The sequence below is a fragment of the Pseudomonas sp. LB3P25 genome (genome assembly GCF_054897985.1).
The window spans coordinates 1,045,907-1,066,114 of sequence record NZ_CM142711.1 but is presented as its reverse complement, the minus strand read 5'-3'; the positions used below and the strand labels follow the sequence as shown (position 1 = coordinate 1,066,114).

Here is a 20,208-nt window from a genome sequence, read left to right as displayed (position 1 = left end):
GCTCAAGGAATGAACATGTCTACAGCTATTGAAAAACAACTGAGTGAAAGCCTGCGTGATGCGCAACTCGGGCTCTATCTGTCAGCGATCGCGCCGCAAGACGAAACACTGAACGCCTTGAAGATCGCAGAGCATCTCAAAACGGCCGACGACCTTTACCACTATTGGTTGCTTGATGTGCTGGTCAGCCAAGACGTGCCGACCAGTCTGGTCGCCTGCGCCATTGCGAGCCTTCAGCAATACATCAACAACATTCTGGCCAACATGGAACCGGGGTATCACGCCGCGCAGATTCCAACCGATCAAGTCGAAACCTGGCGCACCGTCATGCATCACTACCAGGCCTGGACAGCTAATCAGCGCCTGTACTATTTCCCGGCGGCGTACCTTGATCCGACGCTTCGCAAGACCAGAACCGAAAGCTTCGCGCAACTGGAAAATGACCTCAACCGTAATCAGCTCACTGCCGAGTCCGTGCAAACGGCCGTGCTGGCCTATCTGTCCAGACTGGAGGAAGTGGCCAATCTTGAAATCGTCAATGGCTACATCGATGGAACCGATTTCGCCAACAGCACCTATTACTTCATTGCCAAATCCCGTGCTGCCAATACGTGGTATTGGCGTTCGCTGGACATGGCGTGTCGCCCCGTCGTACCCGGCTCCCGGTCTGCCAAATATGATGCACCTGAACCACAAGCATGGTCCGACTGGCACCGCATCAATCTGCCTGTTTCCGAAAGCACCCTCGAACACACTATTCGCCCGGTCATGTTCAACAATCGCTTATATGTGATCTGGGCTGAATGCATCTTTCATGATCAAACGACCCATGAAGATAACAAGGACAAAACCAATCCATTGTTTCGTCTGAACATGTGTTTCAAGAAATATGACGGGAGCTGGAGTACGCCGCAGACCTGCGTGCAAGGTTACTGTTTGGCCGAAACAATTAACGGCATGACCTTAACGGAATTGAAGGGAATCACTCGCACCATTGCTACCTGTGATCAATCGACTTCTTCACTCTGCGTCGTTTTGCATATCGGTGAATTTGAGCGTGAAGATTTTAGTATTCCATTTGTCGATTTCTGCATGTCGCTCGCTATCGACAAGGATGCCTTGATCACTTCAAAAGTAACGCCTCGCACGAAACTGAATGCCGAGAAAGACGAGACGGTTATTGCGCTTCTGGAGCGCTGGCCATCCTCCAGGCCGGAAATGCTCCAGTCCATTTTCCAACCAGCCTCGTCGCAAACTCCTCGTATCAAATCCCTGACGGACACCACGTTAGGTACGACAGACTTCATCGACTTTAATGAGTCTGGAATAAAAAATAGCGAGGCTCAAAAAAACCAGCCGCGCCACCCCATCCGGATGAACATCACCTTCGCCAGGCACCTGATCGAGCGCGCAGAAGAAAGTATGGACTCGTTGCTGAGCTGGTCCTCTCAGCATCTGCAAGAGCCGCCCTTCGAGAGTGGTAAACCGTCTGAGCAACTGGATTTCTACGGCGCCTACGGTCGCTACTTCGTCGAACTGTTTCTCTACCTTCCCTGGCTGGTGGCACACCGTTTCAACCAGGAGCGCCAATACGCCGAAGCCGAGCGCTGGTTGCACTGCCTGTTCAATCCCGCCCGAAAAGCAGTCAGTGACAGTAACCCTGACTATTGGAACGCGGTGCCACTGATCACCCGCATTCCCAAGCCCGGCCAATCCAGCTACGCCCTCCAGGGGCCACAGGATCCGCACCAGATTGCACTGAGTCACCCCGTGCATTTTCGCAAAGCCTTGTACGTGCTTTACATCGACATTCTGCTCAATCGCGGCGACGCCGCGTATCGCGAATTGACCCCTGACAGCCTGACCGACGCGAAGCTCTGGTATCTGCGCGCACAGAACCTGTTGGGCCCACGACCGGATGTCAGGCAAACCGATCTATGGGCAGCAATCACGTTGAAAAAATTCAGTGAGGAGCCCAACAAAAAACTCCGTGAGTTTGAAAAAAAACTGGGTGAAGACGGCAAACACCAACCGACAACCGTCGCACCAGGACTGGCCCCTGAACTGTGTATTCGCCCTTATGTCCATTCACATTCTGCGCATGCGATTGACGCGCCGCATTCGCGTTTGCCCTTCAACCCCGTCCTGTTCCCACGCTGGGAGACACTCGAAAGTCGCCTGCACAACCTCAGGCATCATCTCGATATTGTGGGTCGCCCCCTGAGGCTTGAGCTCTTTACGACTCCAGCCGTTTCAGGCAATCAGCTCGGCGCCAATCCCTCTCGCGCTGCGGAGCCCGGCATGGCCCAGCGTTTGGGCACAGAGATCCCGCCTTACCGTTTCAGTGCCCTGCATGCCCATGCCATGAGTGCGGTAGACACGGTGATTCAGTTCGGTGCAACGCTGATGTCGTTCATCGAACGTAGCGAGCAGGCCAGTTATCAAGAGCTTCAGCAGCAGCACATCTGGGATATCGCGAGCATTGCGGTAGACCTGCAGACCCAGGCCCTGAAGATCGACCAGAAAACCCGGGAAGCATTACTGGCCAGTAAAGCCATCGTTGAATGCCGTCGGGATTACTACAGTCAACTGGTTAATGAGATCGTCAATCAGGAAGAAGTGACGGCCTGCGCTTTCCATCTAGAGGGGCGGATCGCTGAAGCAGGCGCCCATGCGGCTCATGCAGGCGGCCAGGGTCTGAAGGTGGTTCCCAACATATTTGGCCTGGCAGACGGCGGGGCTCGCCTGGAGGGTGGCCCGCTTGCCATGATGGCCATGGCCCAAGGCGTAGCAACCGCGGCCTATGGCGCAGGCGAAGCCCTTGAGCGTGCCGCGCAATATCGACGCCGCCATCAAGATTGGACGCTCGCCCGCGACCAGGCAAAACTCGAAATCGCCCAGATCGATGCGCAACTAGCCCTGGAGACCGAACGAGAGACCGCTTCACAACTGCTGTTACAACAGACTCAAACGTCTCTGGATCAAGCCCGGACCTCCTACGATTTTCTCAGCCAGCGCTTCACCAACTCACAGCTCTACCAGTGGTTCACCCATCAACTCTCCAGCTTCTACTACCAGGCGTATGACTCAACGTTCTCTCTGTGCCAGTTCACCGAACGGAGTTGGCGTTATGAGACCGCCGACCACACCACTCAGCCGTTCTTCCAGCACCAGACCTGGAACAGCACCTACCGTGGGCTCGGCCCCGGTGAGCGCATGAAGTTGGGCTTGATGAAGATGAAAAACGCCTATCTGCTGGGCAACGAGCGCGAGCTGGAAATCCGCAAGACCGTGTCGTTACGCCGGCTCCACGCAAAGGAAGAGATCAAGGAAAACGTCACGGACACGCCTTCGCCATCGATAAACAAACCCTGGGACGATACGCCCGCAGCGGACAAAACGCCGATTAAAGGGATCAAGTCCCTACTGGTCGACACGGGCTCGTGCGAGTTTGAATTGACGCAGAGCCTGTTTGAAAACGATTACCCGGGGCACCGTCTGCGCCGGATCAGGCGCATCAGTATTTCGTTGCCGTCCATCCTCGGCCCTTATGAAGATATCTGTGCCACGCTGACCCAGACGAGCAGCGAAGTCGTCATGCCCGGCACCGACAAGACGGTCATGAAAAGTCTACGGGCCAATCAGCAAATCGCCCTGTCGACGGGTATCGACGACAACGGTCTGTTCACGCTGAACTTTCAGGACGACCGCTACCTGCCTTTTGAATACACCGGCGCCATATCGAAATGGCAGTTGTCGTTCCCCAATCCTGCCGCACAGAAAAGCATGCTCGAATCACTGACCGACATCATCGTGCACGTGCAGTACACCGCCAGGGCCAATGGAGGTGTGCAATGAACGAACAAGCCGATATACACGTCACCCCTGCGACCCTGCCCAAGGGCGGCGGTGCGATTCAAGGCATTGGTCACGGCTTGGGCGCCGTCGGCTCCAGCGGTACGGCCACCTGCGAGATCCCGCTGCCGGTGTCACCTGGGCGCGGATATGCTCCGGCCCTGGCATTGCGCTACAGCAGTGCTCAAGGCAACGGTATGTTCGGTCTCGGCTGGACACTGTCGTTGACGACTGTCGCACGACGTACCCACCTGGGCGTCCCGGCCTACACCGACGATGATCTGTTCGTCGGCCCCAGTGGCGCAGTGTGGCTGCCTGAACGGGACAAAACGACGGGGGCAATCCAATCCACTCATAAAACGTGCGGTGTCGGCGAACAACAGGTGCAGCATGATGTGGTGCGCTACCGCCCCCGGATCGAAGCCGATTTCGACTTGATCGAACACTGGTCCAGCGCCACCGACAAACCCGGCTTCTGGCTGATACATACTGCCGACGGCAGCCAGCACGTGTACGGAAAGACACCGTCGGCACGTCGCGCAGATCCCGACGCACCGGTGCGGGTCGCCGAATGGTTGCTCGAAGAAAGCATGAATGCTCATGGCGAACATATTGTTTATGAGTACGCCACGGACAAGGAGCCCAACACGGGCCCTGCCGATTACCGTGCCCAGCGTTATCCGAGCCGCGTGCGCTATGGCAATTTCAAAGCCGATTCACAGTTGTACCTGTGCAAAATCGATGGCCTCAAGGATCAACAGTGGCATTTCGAACTGCGTTTCGACTACGACGAGGTCAACGCAACACCCGATAAGACGCCCGACTACAGAACGACTCCCGCATGGTCTGTACGCGGTGATCCATTCTCGGAATTCGCTTACGGTTTTGAATTAGGGACTCGGTACTTGTGCCGGCAAGTCCTGATGTTTCATTACTTCCCCAATGAAACGTCCATGGGCAAAGAGCCGGTGTTGGTTCGTCGCGTCTTGCTTCAGTACCATGCCAGCGCTCAATCCTACAGCTGCCTGAGTGCTGCGTTGCCCCAATCCTGTGGCAAAGAAACAGGCAGCTACCAACCGCCGCTTGAGTTCGCGTACACCCATTTCACTCTGAAACCTGACGCTGACGGTTACAAAGCCTTCGATGCGTTGTCCAGTCTCAACCACAGTCAGCGTTTTCAATTTGTAGATTTGCTGGGAGAGGGGCTGCCTGGAGTACTTCACCAAACGGACAAAAGTTGGCGCTACAGCCAACCGTTACGAGATGAGAAGGGAACGGACCACGTCACCTACGCACAATGGCATGAGCTGCCAGAAATACCATTGGCCGATAGCAATAAACCCCTTCGACAGTTTCTGGGTGACATCAGCGGTGACGGTCGTCCGGACTGGATCGTGATGCGACCCGGGCTCAGTGGTTTTTTCACCCTGAGTCCCAATGGCAAATGGTCGAACTTCACTTCATTTGCCGCCGTTCCAGCAGAGTTCTTCAACCCTCAAGGACAGTTGGCTAATTTGATGGGAGCCGGGCTCAGCGACCTGATAATGCTGGGCCCGCGCAGTGTTCGACTGTATGCCCACCAGAAAACCGCCCGGTTCGCGCCCTCAATCGAAGTGTCACGGTTGGATGATGAGGATGACTTGCCAGTGCCTGGCAACACTCGCGGTGAACTGGTCGCTTTCAGCGATTTTCTGGGCAGCGGCCAACAACACCTGATCCGTATCCGCCACAACGAAGTGAAATGCTGGCCCAACCTGGGTCGCGGACGCTTCGCAAAGGGCCGGGTTATCGCCACCCTTGATTTCACCTACGAGGCATTTGACGCATCACGCATTCTATTGGCCGATCTGGACGGCTCGGGTGCTACCGACCTGATCTATTTGCAAGCGGAGGGTGCGCGCATTTTTATGAACAGGGGAGGCAATAGTCTGCATCGGGGGGTCGTTTTGCCATGGCCCGAAGGCCTGCGTTATGACCGATTCTGCCAGGTCAGCGCTACCGATCTGCAGGGGCTTGGCTGCTCCAGCCTGGTTTTCAGCCTGCCGGGGGAGGTAGAACGGCATTGGCGATATGACTTTGTTGAAAAGAAGCCCTACCTGCTCAATACGACCAATAACAATATGGGTGCCAGTGGCAGCATTCGTTATCGCAGCTCTGCACAAGAGTGGCTGGACGAAAAAGAACATTTACTCCAGAACAACCAACCAGCGATCTCACGCCTTCCCTTTGCAGTGCATCTTGTCAAAAAACAGACTCAATTCGATGAAGTCACGGACACTCAATTAACCCAACGATTCAAGTATCGACGGGGCGTCTACGATAGCGGCGAGCGAATGTTTCAGGGGTTCGGTCTGCTCCAGCAAACCGATAGCCCGTCCGTCACGGGTGTCACGAAACTGACCAAGACCTGGTTCCACACCGGTGAAGAAATAGACCTGGTCAATCAGGATTACAACCACAGCGATGCATCTGCCGTTCCGCTCAGCCCCACCGTGCTGCAAATGAGCGAAAACCATGAGCTTGAGTCGTCCCTTGACGGCCTTGTCCACAACACCCCTGCCCGGCGCCGTGAGTTCGCCAGAGCGTTGAACGGACGCCCGTTGCGGGTAGAGATTTACGGTCAGGACATGGACCCGAAGGCAAACCATCCCTATTCGGTAGAACAATACCGTTATCTGATACGCGAGCTTCGGAGTCTGGATAAACACAGCCCCTATTCCATCGTGCATCCCTTGAGGGCGGAGTCCATAAGTTATCAATACGAACGCATCCCCGATGATCCTCGCTGCACTCATTCGATCAATCTGGAATGGGACGCCTACGGCCACCTCACCCACAGCCTGGAGATCAGTTACGCACGACGTAAAAGGAAACAGGACCCCTCACCGTTTACAGACATCTGGCAGAAAAAATGGTGGGGAGATGACCATGATGTAGCCCAACAGTTTTACTACGTGAACGAAACAAAGGCTCAATTCATCCACGTTGTCACACCTCAGGCCTGGCGCCTGGGTCTGCGTTATCTACAGCGAACCAATGCATTGAAACTGCCCAAGGCGCCTGTGGCTGGGGGGTTGGAACCCAAAGCCATCAATTATGAAAACCTGCTTCAGCTAATCACCTCAGCGTCATGGAACACCAGGAAAGTCATGACTGGCCTGTCGCTCATGCGTTACAGAAAACCAGACACAGGAGACACCTATACCGATGGAAGCGCCAGTGTCGAAGCGTTGGTGGATCACCTGGAAATAGCCGAGCTCAATGACGTGGCATTGAAGGTCTATGACAGGCTCAAAGCTCCATCGGACTCAGCAACTTTTGATATGACCAGGCAACTCGAGGACGGTGGCTACAAAAAAATGCCCATCGCCTTACCGCCTGACGCCGAGTGGGATAAAAAAAGCAAACTTTGGTCGGTACGACGCCATTTTGCTACTTACGAAAAAGCGGATGGTTTCTTTAAAGTGCAGACGTTCAAAGAAAGCCAGTCGCTGGGTCCAACAGCGATTACCTACGACCCTTATTACTGCCTGACCACCCGCGTCAAACTGCCAGACGATTGCGCCACCACAGCATCAAATATTGACTACCGAACACTCCAGCCCACCCAGATCACCGACCCCAATGGCATTGTCCGGGAAGCGTTGTACGATCCATTCGGACGCGTTCAAGCCGTCAGCCATTACAAAAGCATCGACGGTGAATATATCGGCTTCAAGCCATTGTCCACGTACATCCGTCGTTACGAGGGCCGGCCTGATCTCGCCATCGAAAACCCGGACCAGGCGCTCCAGAATGTCGCCAGCGTCTGGTTCTACAATTCGCTGAGCTGGATGGGGCAAGTTGAAGCCAAAAACAAACCAGAACAAGACGTGTGCAAACAAGCGGTGACACGTGGCGATCTATTGCCCGGTGGGCATGTTTGTGCCAGTACTCGTACTCGCCTGTCCGGCCTCAAAACCAAGAAGACAGCTGACGAGCAAGAACTTCAGAAGCTCATCGCTAGCGCGCAGCGCGAACCGGTTTACCACGCAATGATGCAGGCGGACAGATACCCCACCGATGCCGAAAAGCAGACCCGTATCGCTGTCGTCTACCAGGATGGTTTTGGTCGACAGCTACAAATCAAACAAAAAGCCGAGTCAGGTGCAGCCACAATCATCAATGAAGAAAGCACTCAGAAGCAGGTGAAAGACACCGCGCAAAAAAGTGAAGTCAATCACCGCTGGCGCGTCAGTGAACGCATCGAATACGACTCCAAGGGTTTGGTGACTCGTACCTACCGCCCCTGTTTCAGTGACCGTCATCGGTACATCGACAATGAGTCCTTACACCAGTCGAAACTTTTCGATCAACATTTCCACGACCCGCTGGGCCGGCTCATTCGTATCATCAATGCTAACGGCGACGAACGTCGGCACACCTACCACCCCTGGTACTCCATTACTGAAGACGAGAACGACACACAGCCTGACCCTTCAACTACACAGGGAGGCGACGTATGAGCATCAATATTCATAGCAATACCCCGACACTGAACGTCGTCGATGGTCGTGGCCTTCGGGTTCGCGAAGTCACCTACTTGTGCAATGACGCCATCCCTCAGCCTCAGGTGCGTATTACTCGTTACCCGCACCACATCAATGGCCAAATTACCAAGCAACACAGCGGTGACAGCGTGAAAACAGCGGAATCAACGCAGGTCAGCAGCCTGTCGGGTGCGTTGCTGTTAACAAAAAGCATTGACGCAGGTTGGCGCCTGACGCTGTTCGGCGAGGCAGGACAAGCATTGGAAAACTGGGACTCTCGGGGCAGTCATCGTAAAACGCACTATGACAATCAGTTACGCCCCACGGTCATTTACGAAAAAGGCAAAGAAAAAACCAGCCAAGCCACCGAACGTTTTACTTATGCAGACAGCTCAACCGACTCTGCGAAAAAAAATCTGTGTGGCCGATTGATTCGTCATGACGATACGGCTGGTAAACGGCTCCTTGGCGAGTATGACCTGACGGGGAATCTGCTGCGCGAAACACGACTTTTGCTGAAAGACCCACAAACAACGGGCTGGCCCGAAGAACCCGCCAAACGGGATGATCTGCTCGAAAGCGGATCCGGCTACACCACCACCTGGCAGTACGCACCGGTTGGCGAAGTCCTTAAACAGGCGGATGCCAAAGGTCATACGCAACGCTTCTGGTTCGATGTTGCCGGGCAGCTCAATAAAGTCACTCTGCAACTCAACGGTGCCACTGAACAACGTCTGATATTCGATCAGGCCGGCTATAACGCACAAGGGCAGATCGAATCCCGGACGTTGGGCGGAAAGATCACCAGTACGGCGCTTTACAGGCCTCAAAGTGGGCGCATGACTCAGTGGAAAACCGCGCGTTCCGGGGGGCGTGTTCTGCAAAATCTGCACTATGCCTACGACGCTGTCGGCAATGTATTGAATGTCGAAGACCGCAGCAAACCGGAACAGCACAACGCTAACCAACGCGTAACGCCCGTCAGCATTTACAAGTACGACAGCCTTTATCAACTCATCCAGGCTTCGGGCCGCGAAGACGATGGGGCAAGCATTCATACTGCACTTCCCGACTGGTCGCCGAGCCCGGGCGATCGCAGCCGACTGTTCAATTTCACTCAGCGTTACACCTATGACGACCGTGGAAACCTGATCAGGCTGCAACATCAGCGTGAGGGGAACAATTACACGCGTGAGATGCGTATCGAAGTGAACAGCAATCGTGGACTGCCATGGAAAACGAGTGATCCTGAACCCGATTTTGCAAACAGCTTCGATGCCAACGGAAATCTGCAATCACTACAGACAGGCCAACCTCTGGAGTGGGACACGCGTAACCGATTGCACCGCGTGACGTTACTGGAACGAACAGAGCAAGAAGCAGATACGCAAACGTACCTCTACGATGGCAACGGTCAGCGCGTTCGCAAGCGACAAACCAAAAAGGCACACACCATCACCAAATGCTGTGACGTCATCTACCTACCAGGCTTGGAACTCCGTGTAAGCGACAGGGAAAATCTCGAGGTTATCAGCGTCCAGGCAGGCAATTGCAACGTACGTTGTCTGCATTGGAGCCGGGGAACGCCTTCAGCCATCACGAATGACGCTATACGTTACAGCTTTGACGACCACCTTGGGTCCAACTCGATGGAACTGGATGCTGAAGGAAATTTGATCAGCGAGGAAGGCTACTACCCGTTTGGCGGCACTGCGTGGCGAGCCGCCCGTAACGCGCTGGAAGCGAATTACAGAACCATTCGCTACTCGGGCAAAGAGCGTGATGCCAGTGGGCTGTATTACTACGGCCAACGGTATTACGCGCCATGGTTGCAACGATGGATCAATCCGGACCCGGCGGGTACGGCTGACGGGTTGAATCTGTATTGCATGGTGGGGAACAACCCGGTGAGATTTGTCGATACACAAGGGCTCGTGCGCGCTGAGTTGGCACATGTGCCAGTGGTTCAGAGCTACTACGACCAGTTTTCGGTGAAAACCGTTTCGATGACCGATGCCCCAAGACAATTTGCAAACGCAAAAGCAGCGATATTGACCGCGCGGCAAGCGCTATCTCCCCCTCAGACGCATCCTGTGACACGCAGAGAAATCGCCGGAATCGAAGCCGCCAATCCAACGTTCAAAACGTATTCAAGAAATAAACTGAATGAGTACACCGCACATGCAGCGGTCACTACGGCAACCGGTAGCTTTTCGTCCTGGGAGCATTTCAACTTCCCTGAACATCTGGGGGACACGCCCTATCCCGGGATCGTCATTTATCGCAATCCGCTCCCCCCATCAACCGGGCCAGCGGATTTGGGTATCTTTGAAGTCACCCGGCCAGAGACTTACATGGCCCAGGTTGAACAAGATTATGCCAATCAGGGTGACGTAAGCCTTCACTCGACTCTGGCTCGGGATATTCGCGACCATTTGGGAAACTCCGGACACTTGTTCCCCATCAGGTCGGGTACTCCCGGACGTCATGCAGAAGTCCGGAGCAGGAACGCATTGCTCAATCGTCCATCGAGCGCCAGCGTCCTGCCTGAAAACATATTTGTGATGACGCAACGTCTGAAGGGCGTTGCCGATTCTCAGCAAGCAACCGATTTCCCCACGTGCATGAACTGTAATGTCTTGATCCCCAGGGACATCAACATCCCCACTGGGCGACTCGCTCCCATCGACTATCCGGCGCACTTACAATCAATGCAGTCGTCCAGGGCCCTTTACATGCGGAGCCCCAACTCGTAGCAGGTATGCGCTTCACACACAGATCGCATTGGTAAATACCAATCGATTCCCGAACGGATCACTGATGGTCATGTCCTGGCTCCCCCAGGGCATGGCCTGAATCTGCGGGTGAGCAAAGGGATATTCCTTGGCCAGCAATTGCTGCTGGAACACCTCAAGCTCATCGGTCTCGATTCGTAGCGCCGAGCCCGGTGTGCTGTCACCGTGATGCTCGGAGAGGTGCAGCACACATTCGCCGCGAGAGACTTGCAGGTACAGCGGAAAACCGGGTTCGAAGCGATGCTGCCAGTCGATCTTGAATCCCAGGAAGTCGACGTAGAACTCCACTGCCTTGATTTCATCGAAAATCCGCAGGATCGGGGTGGTTTTACCGAAGCTCATGGAGTTGCTCCCAGACTGATAAGACACCCCATTGTAGTTGGGATGGATGTCAGCACTTCGGCTCGGTGACGGCTTTCTTTAATTGCAATGTGCCACTACTCGGAGCAGATCAAAAGATCGCAGCCTGCGGCAGCTCCTACATTGAAATACGTTCCCTGTAGGAGCTGCCGCAGGCTGCGATCTTTTAGCGTCAATGCGATCAATGAAAGCCTTTACTCAAATTTCCTTCCCGCGCCAGAAACCGCCCTTCCCTTCTGCCGTTCGCCTGGCCATCGCTGTAACTCAACACACCGTTGACCCACACCCCGTCAATCCCTTCCGCCGCCCGTTGCGGATCATTGAAGTCCGCGACATCGCGAATCGTTTCAGGATCGAACAACACCAGATCCGCCCAATGCCCTTCACGGATTTCGCCACGCGCCTTCAAACCAAATCGTGCTGCAGAGAGCCCTGTCATCTTGTGCACGGCGGTGTGCAGCGGAAACAGTCCGACGTCGCGACTGAAATGTCCGAGCACGCGTGGGAATGCGCCCCACAAGCGTGGATGCGGAAACGGGTCTTCCGGCAATCCGTCAGAGCCCACCATCGACAGCGGATGCGCGAGGATTCTTCGTACATCCGCCTCATCCATCCCGTAGTACACCGCGCCGGCCGGTTGCAATCGGCGAGCGGCATCAAGTAGCGGCACGCCCCACTCGGCGGCGATGTCCATCAGGTCACGGCCACCCACTTCTGGGTGCGGCGTTGACCAAGTGATGGTAATGCGATGAGCGTCGGTGACTTGCTTGAGGTCCAGCGTCGAAGAACTCGCCGCATAGGGATAACAATCACAGCCCACAGGATGGGTTTTCGCCGCGTTTTCGAGCGATGCCAATAGTTGCGGACTCCGCCCCCAGTTACCGGCGCCCGCACATTTCAGGTGGGAAATAATTACCGGGGATTTCGCATGACGGCCGATCTGGAATGCCTCGTCCATCGCCTCCAGCACCGGTTCGAATTCGCTGCGTAAATGCGTGGTGTAAACCGCGCCGAACGCGCTCAGCTCTTCGGTCAATTGCATCACTTCATCGGTGGAAGCCGAGAACGCGTTGGCGTAGGCAAGCCCCGTGGATAAGCCCAAGGCACCGGCCTCAAGGCTCTCGCGCAATTGCTCGCGCATCGCGGATATTTCATCCGCAGTGGCAGTGCGGAACAAATCGTCGAGGTGATTGCTGCGCAACGCCGTGTGGCCGACCAGTGCGGCCACGTTCAGCGTGGTGTTTGCCGCTTCGACGGCTGCGCGGTAGTCGCTGAACCTCGGATAAACGAACGCAGCTGCGGTGCCGAGCAGGTTCATCGGGTCGGGAGGATCGCCGCGTAAACTCACCGGCGAAGCGCTGATCCCGCAGTTGCCGACAATCACTGTGGTCACGCCCTGGCTGAGCTTGGGCAGCATCTGTGGCTGGCGGATCACCACGGTGTCGTCGTGGGTGTGCACGTCGATGAAGCCTGGCGCCAACACGCGGCCGGCGGCGTCAATTTCTTCGGTGGCGCAGGCATCGTGCAAGTCTCCGATACGCTCGATGCGGCCGTTCAGAATCGCCACGTCGGCGGGATAACCGGGGGCGTTGCTGCCATCGATAATCAGGGCGTTGCGGATCAGCGTGTCGTACATCATGTCAGTCTCCCAGCGGCAAGTGATCGTCGCCGCCGCGGTAATCGTCGAGGGCGAGTTTAATCCGCCGCAGACGCTCTTGATTGTCTTCAGGATTGGCCAGCGCCAGCTCGGTGGCAAGTACGTCGATGGCCAGCAACATGCCGTAGCGCGCCGCCGTGGGTTTGTAGATGAATGAGGTTTCGACGCCTTGCAGCGGCAGCAGCACATCAGCCAATTGCGCCAGCGGCGAGTCGGCCCGGGTGATGGCGAGAATTCGTGCGCCGTAGCTGCGCGCCAGCTCGACGGCCTCGAGCAGTTCGGGCGTGATGCCGGTCAGCGAACAGGCAATGACTGCGCGTTCGGCATCGAGGCTGGCGGCGGTGACACGCATCATCACCGGGTCGTGGCACACCGCAATCGGGTAGCCGAACCGCACCAGCCGCACTTGCAACTCATCGCTGCATAAGGTCGAGCAGCCGCCCATGCCGAAGGCGTGAATCATCCTCGCCTTGCCCAGCAGTTTTACCGCGTCGGCGAAACGCGACTCGTCGAACGCCGACAGATGCTGGCGCAAGGTCGATTCAATATCGCCAACGATCTGCCCATAAAACGCCGACTGCTCGGGCGCACTCGCAGGGTCGAGAAAACGGCTGCCGACACCGCTGGCCTGGGCCAGTTGCAGGCGCAGATCACGCAAGTCGCGGCAGCCGACCGTACGCGCAAAACGCGAGAGCGTGGCGGTGCTGACTTCCGCTCTCAGCGCCAGCTCATCGAGACTGGCGGCGGAGGCAAATCCTACGTCGTCGAGCATCAGCCGAGCGATGCGTCCTTCACCCGCGCTGAAGGAATCCTGACGGGCGCGGATCTGGTAGAGGATGTCCATGGCGGGCGGCTCCGGCTATAGCAGGTAAGAAAGGCCAACGGTCAGACCGAAGGCGACGACCGAGATAATGGTCTCAAGCACTGTCCAGGTCTTGAAGGTCTGGGCGACGGTCATGTTGAAGTATTCCTTGATCAACCAGAAACCACCGTCGTTGACGTGGGAAAAGATAACCGACCCCGCGCCTGTCGCCAGCACCAACAGTTCTGGATGCGGATAACCCAGACCAATGGCCACCGGCGCGACGATCCCCGACGCGGTGGTCATGGCCACGGTGGCAGAACCGGTGGCGATGCGCATCAGCGCAGCGAACAGCCAACCCATCAACAGCGGCGACAGGTGGAATACTTGAGCCAGGCTGACGATCTGGTCGGTGACGCCAGCGTCCACCAGAATCCGGTTCAAACCACCGCCAGCCCCCACCAGCAAGGTGATGCTGGCGGTCGGCGCCAGGCATTCATTGGTGAATTTGAGGATCGATTCACGGTTGAAGCCTTGGGCCAGGCCAAGCGTCCAGAAGCTCAGCAAGGTCGCCAGCAGCAAGGCGATCACCGAATTGCCGATGAACAACAGAAACTGATTGAAGCCGCTGCCCGGCGTGGAAATCAGATTGGCCCAACCACCGACCAGCATCAGCACCACCGGCAGCAGAATAGTCGCCATGGTGATGCCGAAACCCGGCAGGCTGTCGCGCGGTTCGCGCTCGAGGAACTGACGCTCCAGCGGGTTATCTTCTGGCAGTTGGATGCGCGGCACGATGAACTTGGCGTACAGGGGACCGGCGATGATCGCGGTCGGAATCCCGATCAGGATCGCGTAGAGCAACGTCTGCCCCACCGAGGCCTGATAAGCCTGCACCGCCAGCATCGCCGCCGGGTGCGGCGGCACCAGCGCATGAACCACCGAAAGCCCGGCGACCATCGGCAAACCGACCATCAAAATCGACACGCCCACGCGCCGCGCTACGGTGAAAGCAATCGGCACCAGCAGTACAAAACCGACCTCGAAGAACAGCGGCAGTCCTACAAGGAAAGCGATGCAGACCATCGCCCAGTGCGCATTTTTCTCACCGAAGCGGTCGATCAATGTGCGCGCCATCTGCTCGGCGCCGCCGGACTCGGCCATCATCTTGCCGAGCATCGTGCCCAGCGCGACCACCAGCGCGATATGGCCCAGCGTCTTGCCGACGCCCGCCTCGTACGCCCCCACCACGCCCGACGGCGGCATCCCCGCCAGCAACGCCAGACCGATGGACACCAAGGTGATGACAATGAACGGATTGAGCCGGTAACGCGCGATCAGAACGATCAGCGCGATGATGGCGATGGCGGCGTAAACCAGCAGCCAATAGCCGAAGGACGGTGTCATGCGGTACTCCTCGAAAGGGTCACGTCGAATGGGTTGTGAAACTCATAAATCATTTCGAGGTGTGATTTTCAAACGAGGTGAAAATAATTTTCGTGGAGGGATAAGGGATGTCGCACAGAGGTATGAGAGGTCGCCGGTTATGAAAATCGGCCAGTGAAACTTTCATAGCCGTTACGTTGATCGTTCCCACACTCTGGTCTGCACCCCAAGAGCGGACGCGGAGCGTCCGGTGAGGCATTCCCACGCGGAGTGGGAACGATCACGCATCAACTTCAGTCGTGATTCACGTGGGCGCGTTTGAGCAGTTTCTTGCAGCGTTCGGACAAGTGCAGCACGCGCAGGTGTTTGCCGGCCTTGGCGTAGCGCTCGCGCAGGGTCTTGAGTGCGGCGATGGCCGAGTAGTCGACGAAGCTCAAGTGGCGACAGTCGATCGTCACCACGGAGGGGTCATTGGCGGGATCGAATTGGTTGAGAAAAGGCGCAGTCGAGGCGAAGAACAGCGTGCCATGCAGAAGGTAAAGCTTACTGCCATCGGCTTCGAGGTGACTGTCGGCATAAAGCTCGCGAGCCTGCTGCCAGGCAAAGTTGAGCGCCGCAATGATGATCCCGCAGAGCACTGCAGTGGCCAGATCGGTGAACACCGTAATGACCGTTACCGCGATGATCACCAACACGTCGTTCAGCGGCACCTTGTTCACCACCCGCAGCGAGGCCCAGGCGAAGGTCTGCTGTGACACCACGAACATCACCCCGACCAATGCAGCCAGCGGGATGCGCTCGATCAGCGGCGAGAGGAAGAGGATGAACAGCAAGATCATCACCCCGGCCACCACACCGGACAGCCGACCGCGACCGCCGGAACTGAGGTTGATCACGGTCTGGCCGATCATGGCGCAGCCGCCCATGCCGCCGAATACACCGGAGACCATGTTGGCCGCGCCCAGCGCCACGCACTCGCGATCCGGGTAGCCACGGCTCTCGGTGATCTCGTCGGTGAGGTTCAGGGTTAGCAGGGTTTCCAGCAGACCGACCAACGCCATCAATATCGCGTAGGGAGCGATGATGCGCAGGGTTTCCAGGCTCCTGGGGATGTCTGGCAGCGCAAACGTCGGCAAGCCGCCGGCGATGTGCGCCATGTCGCCCAAGGTGCGGGTCGGCAGACCGAGCAGGTAAACCGCCAGACCAACGCCCAGAATCGCCACCAGCGCTGGCGGCACGGCACGCGTCAGGCGCGGCAGCAGGTAGACGATGGCCATCGTCACGGCAACCAGCCCTGTCATCAGGTACAGCGGCGTGCCGCTGAGCCAGGCGTCACCGCTCTTGAAGTGTTCCAGCTGCGCCAGGGCAATGATGATCGCCAGGCCGTTGACGAAGCCGAGCATCACCGGGTGCGGCACCATGCGCACCAACTTGCCCAGCTTCAACAGCCCGAATGCCAGCATGATCAGCCCACCCAGCAGCACCGTGGCCAGCAAGTACTGCACGCCGTGCTGCACCACCAGCGCGACGATCACCACGGCCATCGACCCCGCGGCGCCGGACACCATGCCCGGCCGCCCACCGAAGAGCGCGGTCAACGTGCAAATGATGAACGCGCCGTAAAGCCCCATCAATGGATTGAGGTGAGCAACCAGCGCGAAGGCGATGCATTCGGGTAGCAGGGCGAAAGACGTGGTGAGTCCGGCCAGGGTATCGGCGCGCAGACGTGTTGGTTTCATGGCTTACCCAAAGATATAGGCCGCAGGAAGTGACCGGAAAAGAGGGTGCGGATGTTACGGAATTGAGGACGGGCCGGCCAGTTGTGGGGACTCCACAAATGCATTCGCGAGCAGGCTCGCTCCCACATTGGTCCTGCGTCGAACCCAATATTGTGGGTCGACCCAAGTCCAGTGTGGGAGCGAGCCGGCTCCGGGCGGCGTTCCGACGAAAAACGATGACGCGGTCTAAGGCGAACTCAAACCATTTCGTCACGAATCCATTCAATCACCGATGTCCGCTTCGGCGACCAACCCAGCAACTCCCGCGCATGTTTACCGCGAACCCGGCTGTTGGAGCCCAGGCCATAGTTGGCCATTTCATAACCCCACTCGGCTTCCGCATCTTTCAGCGGCCAGTCTTGAGGCTCACCCAGATTCAACGCTTGGGCGATCGCAGTGGTCATGTCGATGAACGACGCTTCACCGCTTTCGACGAAGTAGAAGGTGCCCGGTACGTTTTTGGTCAGCGCCAGCAGGTACAGGGAAACCACGTCTTCGATGTGCACGTTGGACCAGATGTTCTGGCCGGTGCCGACATGCCGGACCACACCACTTTTACGCGCCTGTTTCAGCAAACGCGGTAGCTGCACACTGTCACGATTCACGCCCAGGCTGTGGCCGTAGATCAAGGTGTTGCAGATGACTGCCGAGTTCACCCCATCCTTCGCCGCGGCAAGGATCAGGTTGTCGATGGCCACGCGCGCAGCCTTGTCGACGGTCGGTGCCGGCAGGTTGTCTTCGTAATAGATAACGTCGCTGGATTTGCCGCCCGACGCATCACCAACAATGCTCGAACCGCTGGTGTGCAAGAACACTTTGTTGGACCCGCGGAGCGCATCGAGCAACGCTTCCACCGCAGCGCGATGGTCGCTGCTGGCGGCGTTGATCACGGCATCGGCCGCGCGGGCCTGTTCGGTCAGTACTGCGCTGTCGTCAAGCGTGCCGATAACCGGGGTGATGCCCAGAGCGCTCAATTCATTGGCTTGTTCGGTGCTGCGAACCAGGCCAGTCACCTTGTGGCCAGCCCGGACCAGACCCGTGGCGATGGAGCCGCCGATAAAACCTGCAGCGCCGGTAACGAATACGTTCATGGAGAAACTCCCTGCGTTAATAAGTGATGCAGCCAGTATCGAGGACCGATGCCTGAGGAAACAGACAGCGTTGCCCAATTCACTCTTGCGCAGGGATCACGAATCAGCCCTTGAAATCCGCATTCGCGTAAACCGCCAACTTGCCCTGGATGAAGTCCAGGAAGCACTGAATCCGCAGGGCAAGTTGCGAGTTGCGGTAGTACACCGCATTGATCGGCTGGCGATAACCGCTGTTGAAATCCGCCAGCAGCACCTGCAAACGTCCGGCGCGAATGTCGTCGATGGTCATGAAATGCGACAGACAGGCAATGCCCTGACCTTCCAGCGCCAAGTGTCTGATCGTCTCGCCGCTGGAGGCGCTGATTGAAGCCTGAATCGGCCAGCGATCACCGTGAACGTAGCGCAGCGGCCATTGGTTGAGACCTTCGTTGTGAGTAAAGCCCAGCAGCGTGTGCCCGGACAAATCCGCCACTTCAGCCGGTACACCGTGTTTTTCAAGATAGGCCGGGCTGGCGACGATGTGCAGTGGGCTGCATCCCAGAGATCGAGCGTGCAACGTCGAGTCGGCGAGCGTGCCGATACGAATGGCGATGTCGGTGCTTTGTTCCAGCAAATCGATGATCAGATCGTTGCTGTTGAGTTCCAGCTGGATGTCCGGATAGAGCCGGCGGAACTCGTCGATGTACGGCACGATGGCGTGCAGCATGAACGGCGACGCGGCATTGATCCGCAGACGCCCGGACGGTGTTTGCTGGCGTGAGGTCAGGCGTTCTTCGAGCTCGTCCATCTGATCGAGAATCAGCTTGGCGTGTTCGAAGAAGTACTTGCCCTCCTCGGTCAAGTCCATGCGCCGCGTGGTGCGGTTGATCAGCGTGGTATCGAGTTTCGCCTCCAGCCGCGACAACGTGCGGCTGACCGCTGAAGGCGTTTGCCCGACCTGTTCGGCCGCAGCGGAAATCGATCCGCATTCAATCACGCAGACGAAAATCTGCAACTCATCGGATCTGGCTTTCACGTGTATTCCTTATCGATAGTCCGGCGTAGTTCTACTGTGGCGAGGGGATTTATCCCCGTTCGGCGGCACAGCCGTCGTAAAATCAGCCACCGCGGATAGCCTGAACCACCGCGCTTGCTGGTTTTGGGTCCGCTTCGCGCACCAACGGGGTGGTGCGGCATTCCGATAAATCCCCTCGCCACAAATCAGCGTCCGCATAAGATATCGATAGTAGCCGAGGCTCAAGCCTTAAGGCCGAACACCTCGGTCAAATGCTGCTCATAGCGCGCGACATCGGCTTCGACATTGGGGCGCTTCATCACGTCAACGCACAGGAACGTCGGCAGGCCGGTCATGCCGAGGAAGGTGTTGGCCTTGTGGAACGGGAAGTACACCGCGTCAACGCCCTTGGCTTCGAAGAAATCGCTCGGGTCGTCGAAGGCTTGCTGCGGCGCGTTCCAGGTCAGGGACAACATGTATTGCTTGCCCTGCAACAGACCACCGCTGCCGTACGTTTGCGACGAGTCGGAGCGCGTGCGGCCGTCACTGGCGTAAAGGCTGCCATGGCCTTCGGTGAAGACTTCGTCGATGTACTTTTTCACGGTCCAGGGCGCGCCCATCCACCAGCCGGGCATCTGATAAATGATCACGTCGGCCCAGAGGAATTTGGCGACTTCTTCGGCGACATCGTAACCCTCGTCAATGAAGGTGGCTTTCACGTCGACACCGCCGCGATCCAGCACGCTCAGCGCCGCTTCGTGAAGAGTGGCGTTGTAGCGGCCATCGGAGTGGGCAAATTTTTTGCCGCCATTGAGCAACAGGACTTTTTTCATGGGAAGTCTCGGAAGGTGGGAATTCGATGGCGGCAGAGTAGCGATCTGCCTCGCGCGGAATAAGCGTTGAATTCACAACATTCATTTGACCAATACGCACGAATCGACAGCCGATTGTTGCCATAAAC

11 protein-coding genes are annotated in these 20,208 nt (G+C 57.1%); 3 read left to right on the top strand and 8 right to left on the bottom strand.

Features of this window, described 5'->3' with window-relative positions; all coding sequences use genetic code 11:
- The first annotated feature begins 15 nt into the window (after nt 1-15).
- From ACYZTW_RS04580 to ACYZTW_RS04570, 3 genes are read left to right on the top strand one after another with little or no spacing between them, the layout of a single operon-like run.
- The gene (locus ACYZTW_RS04580) at nt 16-3,858 is read left to right on the top strand and encodes a Tc toxin subunit A-related protein (protein WP_462003918.1); all 3,843 of its coding nucleotides are present in this window, start codon (nt 16-18) and stop codon (nt 3,856-3,858) included.
- On the top strand, nt 3,855-8,360 hold the full coding sequence (locus tag ACYZTW_RS04575) for a SpvB/TcaC N-terminal domain-containing protein (RefSeq protein ID WP_462003917.1): 4,506 nt from the start codon (nt 3,855-3,857) through the stop codon (nt 8,358-8,360). The genes ACYZTW_RS04580 and ACYZTW_RS04575 overlap by 4 nt, the downstream gene beginning before the upstream one ends.
- Complete coding sequence (locus ACYZTW_RS04570; protein ID WP_462003916.1) at nt 8,357-11,140, top strand: RHS repeat-associated core domain-containing protein; 2,784 nt, start codon at nt 8,357-8,359, stop codon at nt 11,138-11,140. Before ACYZTW_RS04575 ends, ACYZTW_RS04570 begins: the two co-directional genes overlap by 4 nt.
- A 12-nt stretch (nt 11,141-11,152) precedes the next feature.
- Here the strand turns inward: ACYZTW_RS04570 and ACYZTW_RS04565 are convergent, their stop codons facing one another.
- From ACYZTW_RS04565 to ACYZTW_RS04530, 8 genes are all read right to left on the bottom strand, one after another.
- On the bottom strand, nt 11,153-11,521 hold the full coding sequence (locus tag ACYZTW_RS04565; protein ID WP_462003915.1) for a glyoxalase superfamily protein: 369 nt from the start codon (nt 11,519-11,521) through the stop codon (nt 11,153-11,155).
- Between the two features lie 199 nt (nt 11,522-11,720).
- Nucleotides 11,721-13,178, bottom strand: a complete 1,458-nt coding sequence (locus ACYZTW_RS04560) for an N-acyl-D-amino-acid deacylase family protein (protein WP_462003914.1) — start codon at nt 13,176-13,178, stop codon at nt 11,721-11,723.
- A 1-nt stretch (nt 13,179) separates the two neighbouring features.
- Complete coding sequence (locus tag ACYZTW_RS04555; RefSeq protein WP_415766439.1) at nt 13,180-14,040, bottom strand: MurR/RpiR family transcriptional regulator; 861 nt, start codon at nt 14,038-14,040, stop codon at nt 13,180-13,182.
- Nucleotides 14,041-14,055: 15 nt separating this feature from the next.
- Nucleotides 14,056-15,405 (bottom strand): GntP family permease, encoded by a 1,350-nt coding sequence (locus ACYZTW_RS04550; protein WP_008149082.1) that lies wholly within the window; start codon nt 15,403-15,405, stop codon nt 14,056-14,058.
- A 272-nt stretch (nt 15,406-15,677) separates the two neighbouring features.
- Entirely contained in the window at nt 15,678-17,123 is a 1,446-nt protein-coding gene (locus ACYZTW_RS04545; RefSeq protein ID WP_462003913.1) for a SulP family inorganic anion transporter, read from the bottom strand.
- Nucleotides 17,124-17,359: 236 nt separating this feature from the next.
- Nucleotides 17,360-18,253 carry an NAD-dependent epimerase/dehydratase family protein gene (locus tag ACYZTW_RS04540; protein ID WP_462003912.1) on the bottom strand — a complete coding sequence of 298 codons (894 nt, stop codon included), beginning with the start codon at nt 18,251-18,253 and terminating at the stop codon, nt 17,360-17,362.
- Nucleotides 18,254-18,356: 103 nt separating this feature from the next.
- Entirely contained in the window at nt 18,357-19,268 is a 912-nt protein-coding gene (locus ACYZTW_RS04535) for a LysR family transcriptional regulator (protein WP_134104778.1), read from the bottom strand.
- Between the two features lie 221 nt (nt 19,269-19,489).
- The gene (locus ACYZTW_RS04530) at nt 19,490-20,080 is read right to left on the bottom strand and encodes an NAD(P)H-dependent oxidoreductase (protein ID WP_462003911.1); all 591 of its coding nucleotides are present in this window, start codon (nt 20,078-20,080) and stop codon (nt 19,490-19,492) included.
- Nucleotides 20,081-20,208 lie beyond the last annotated feature (128 nt).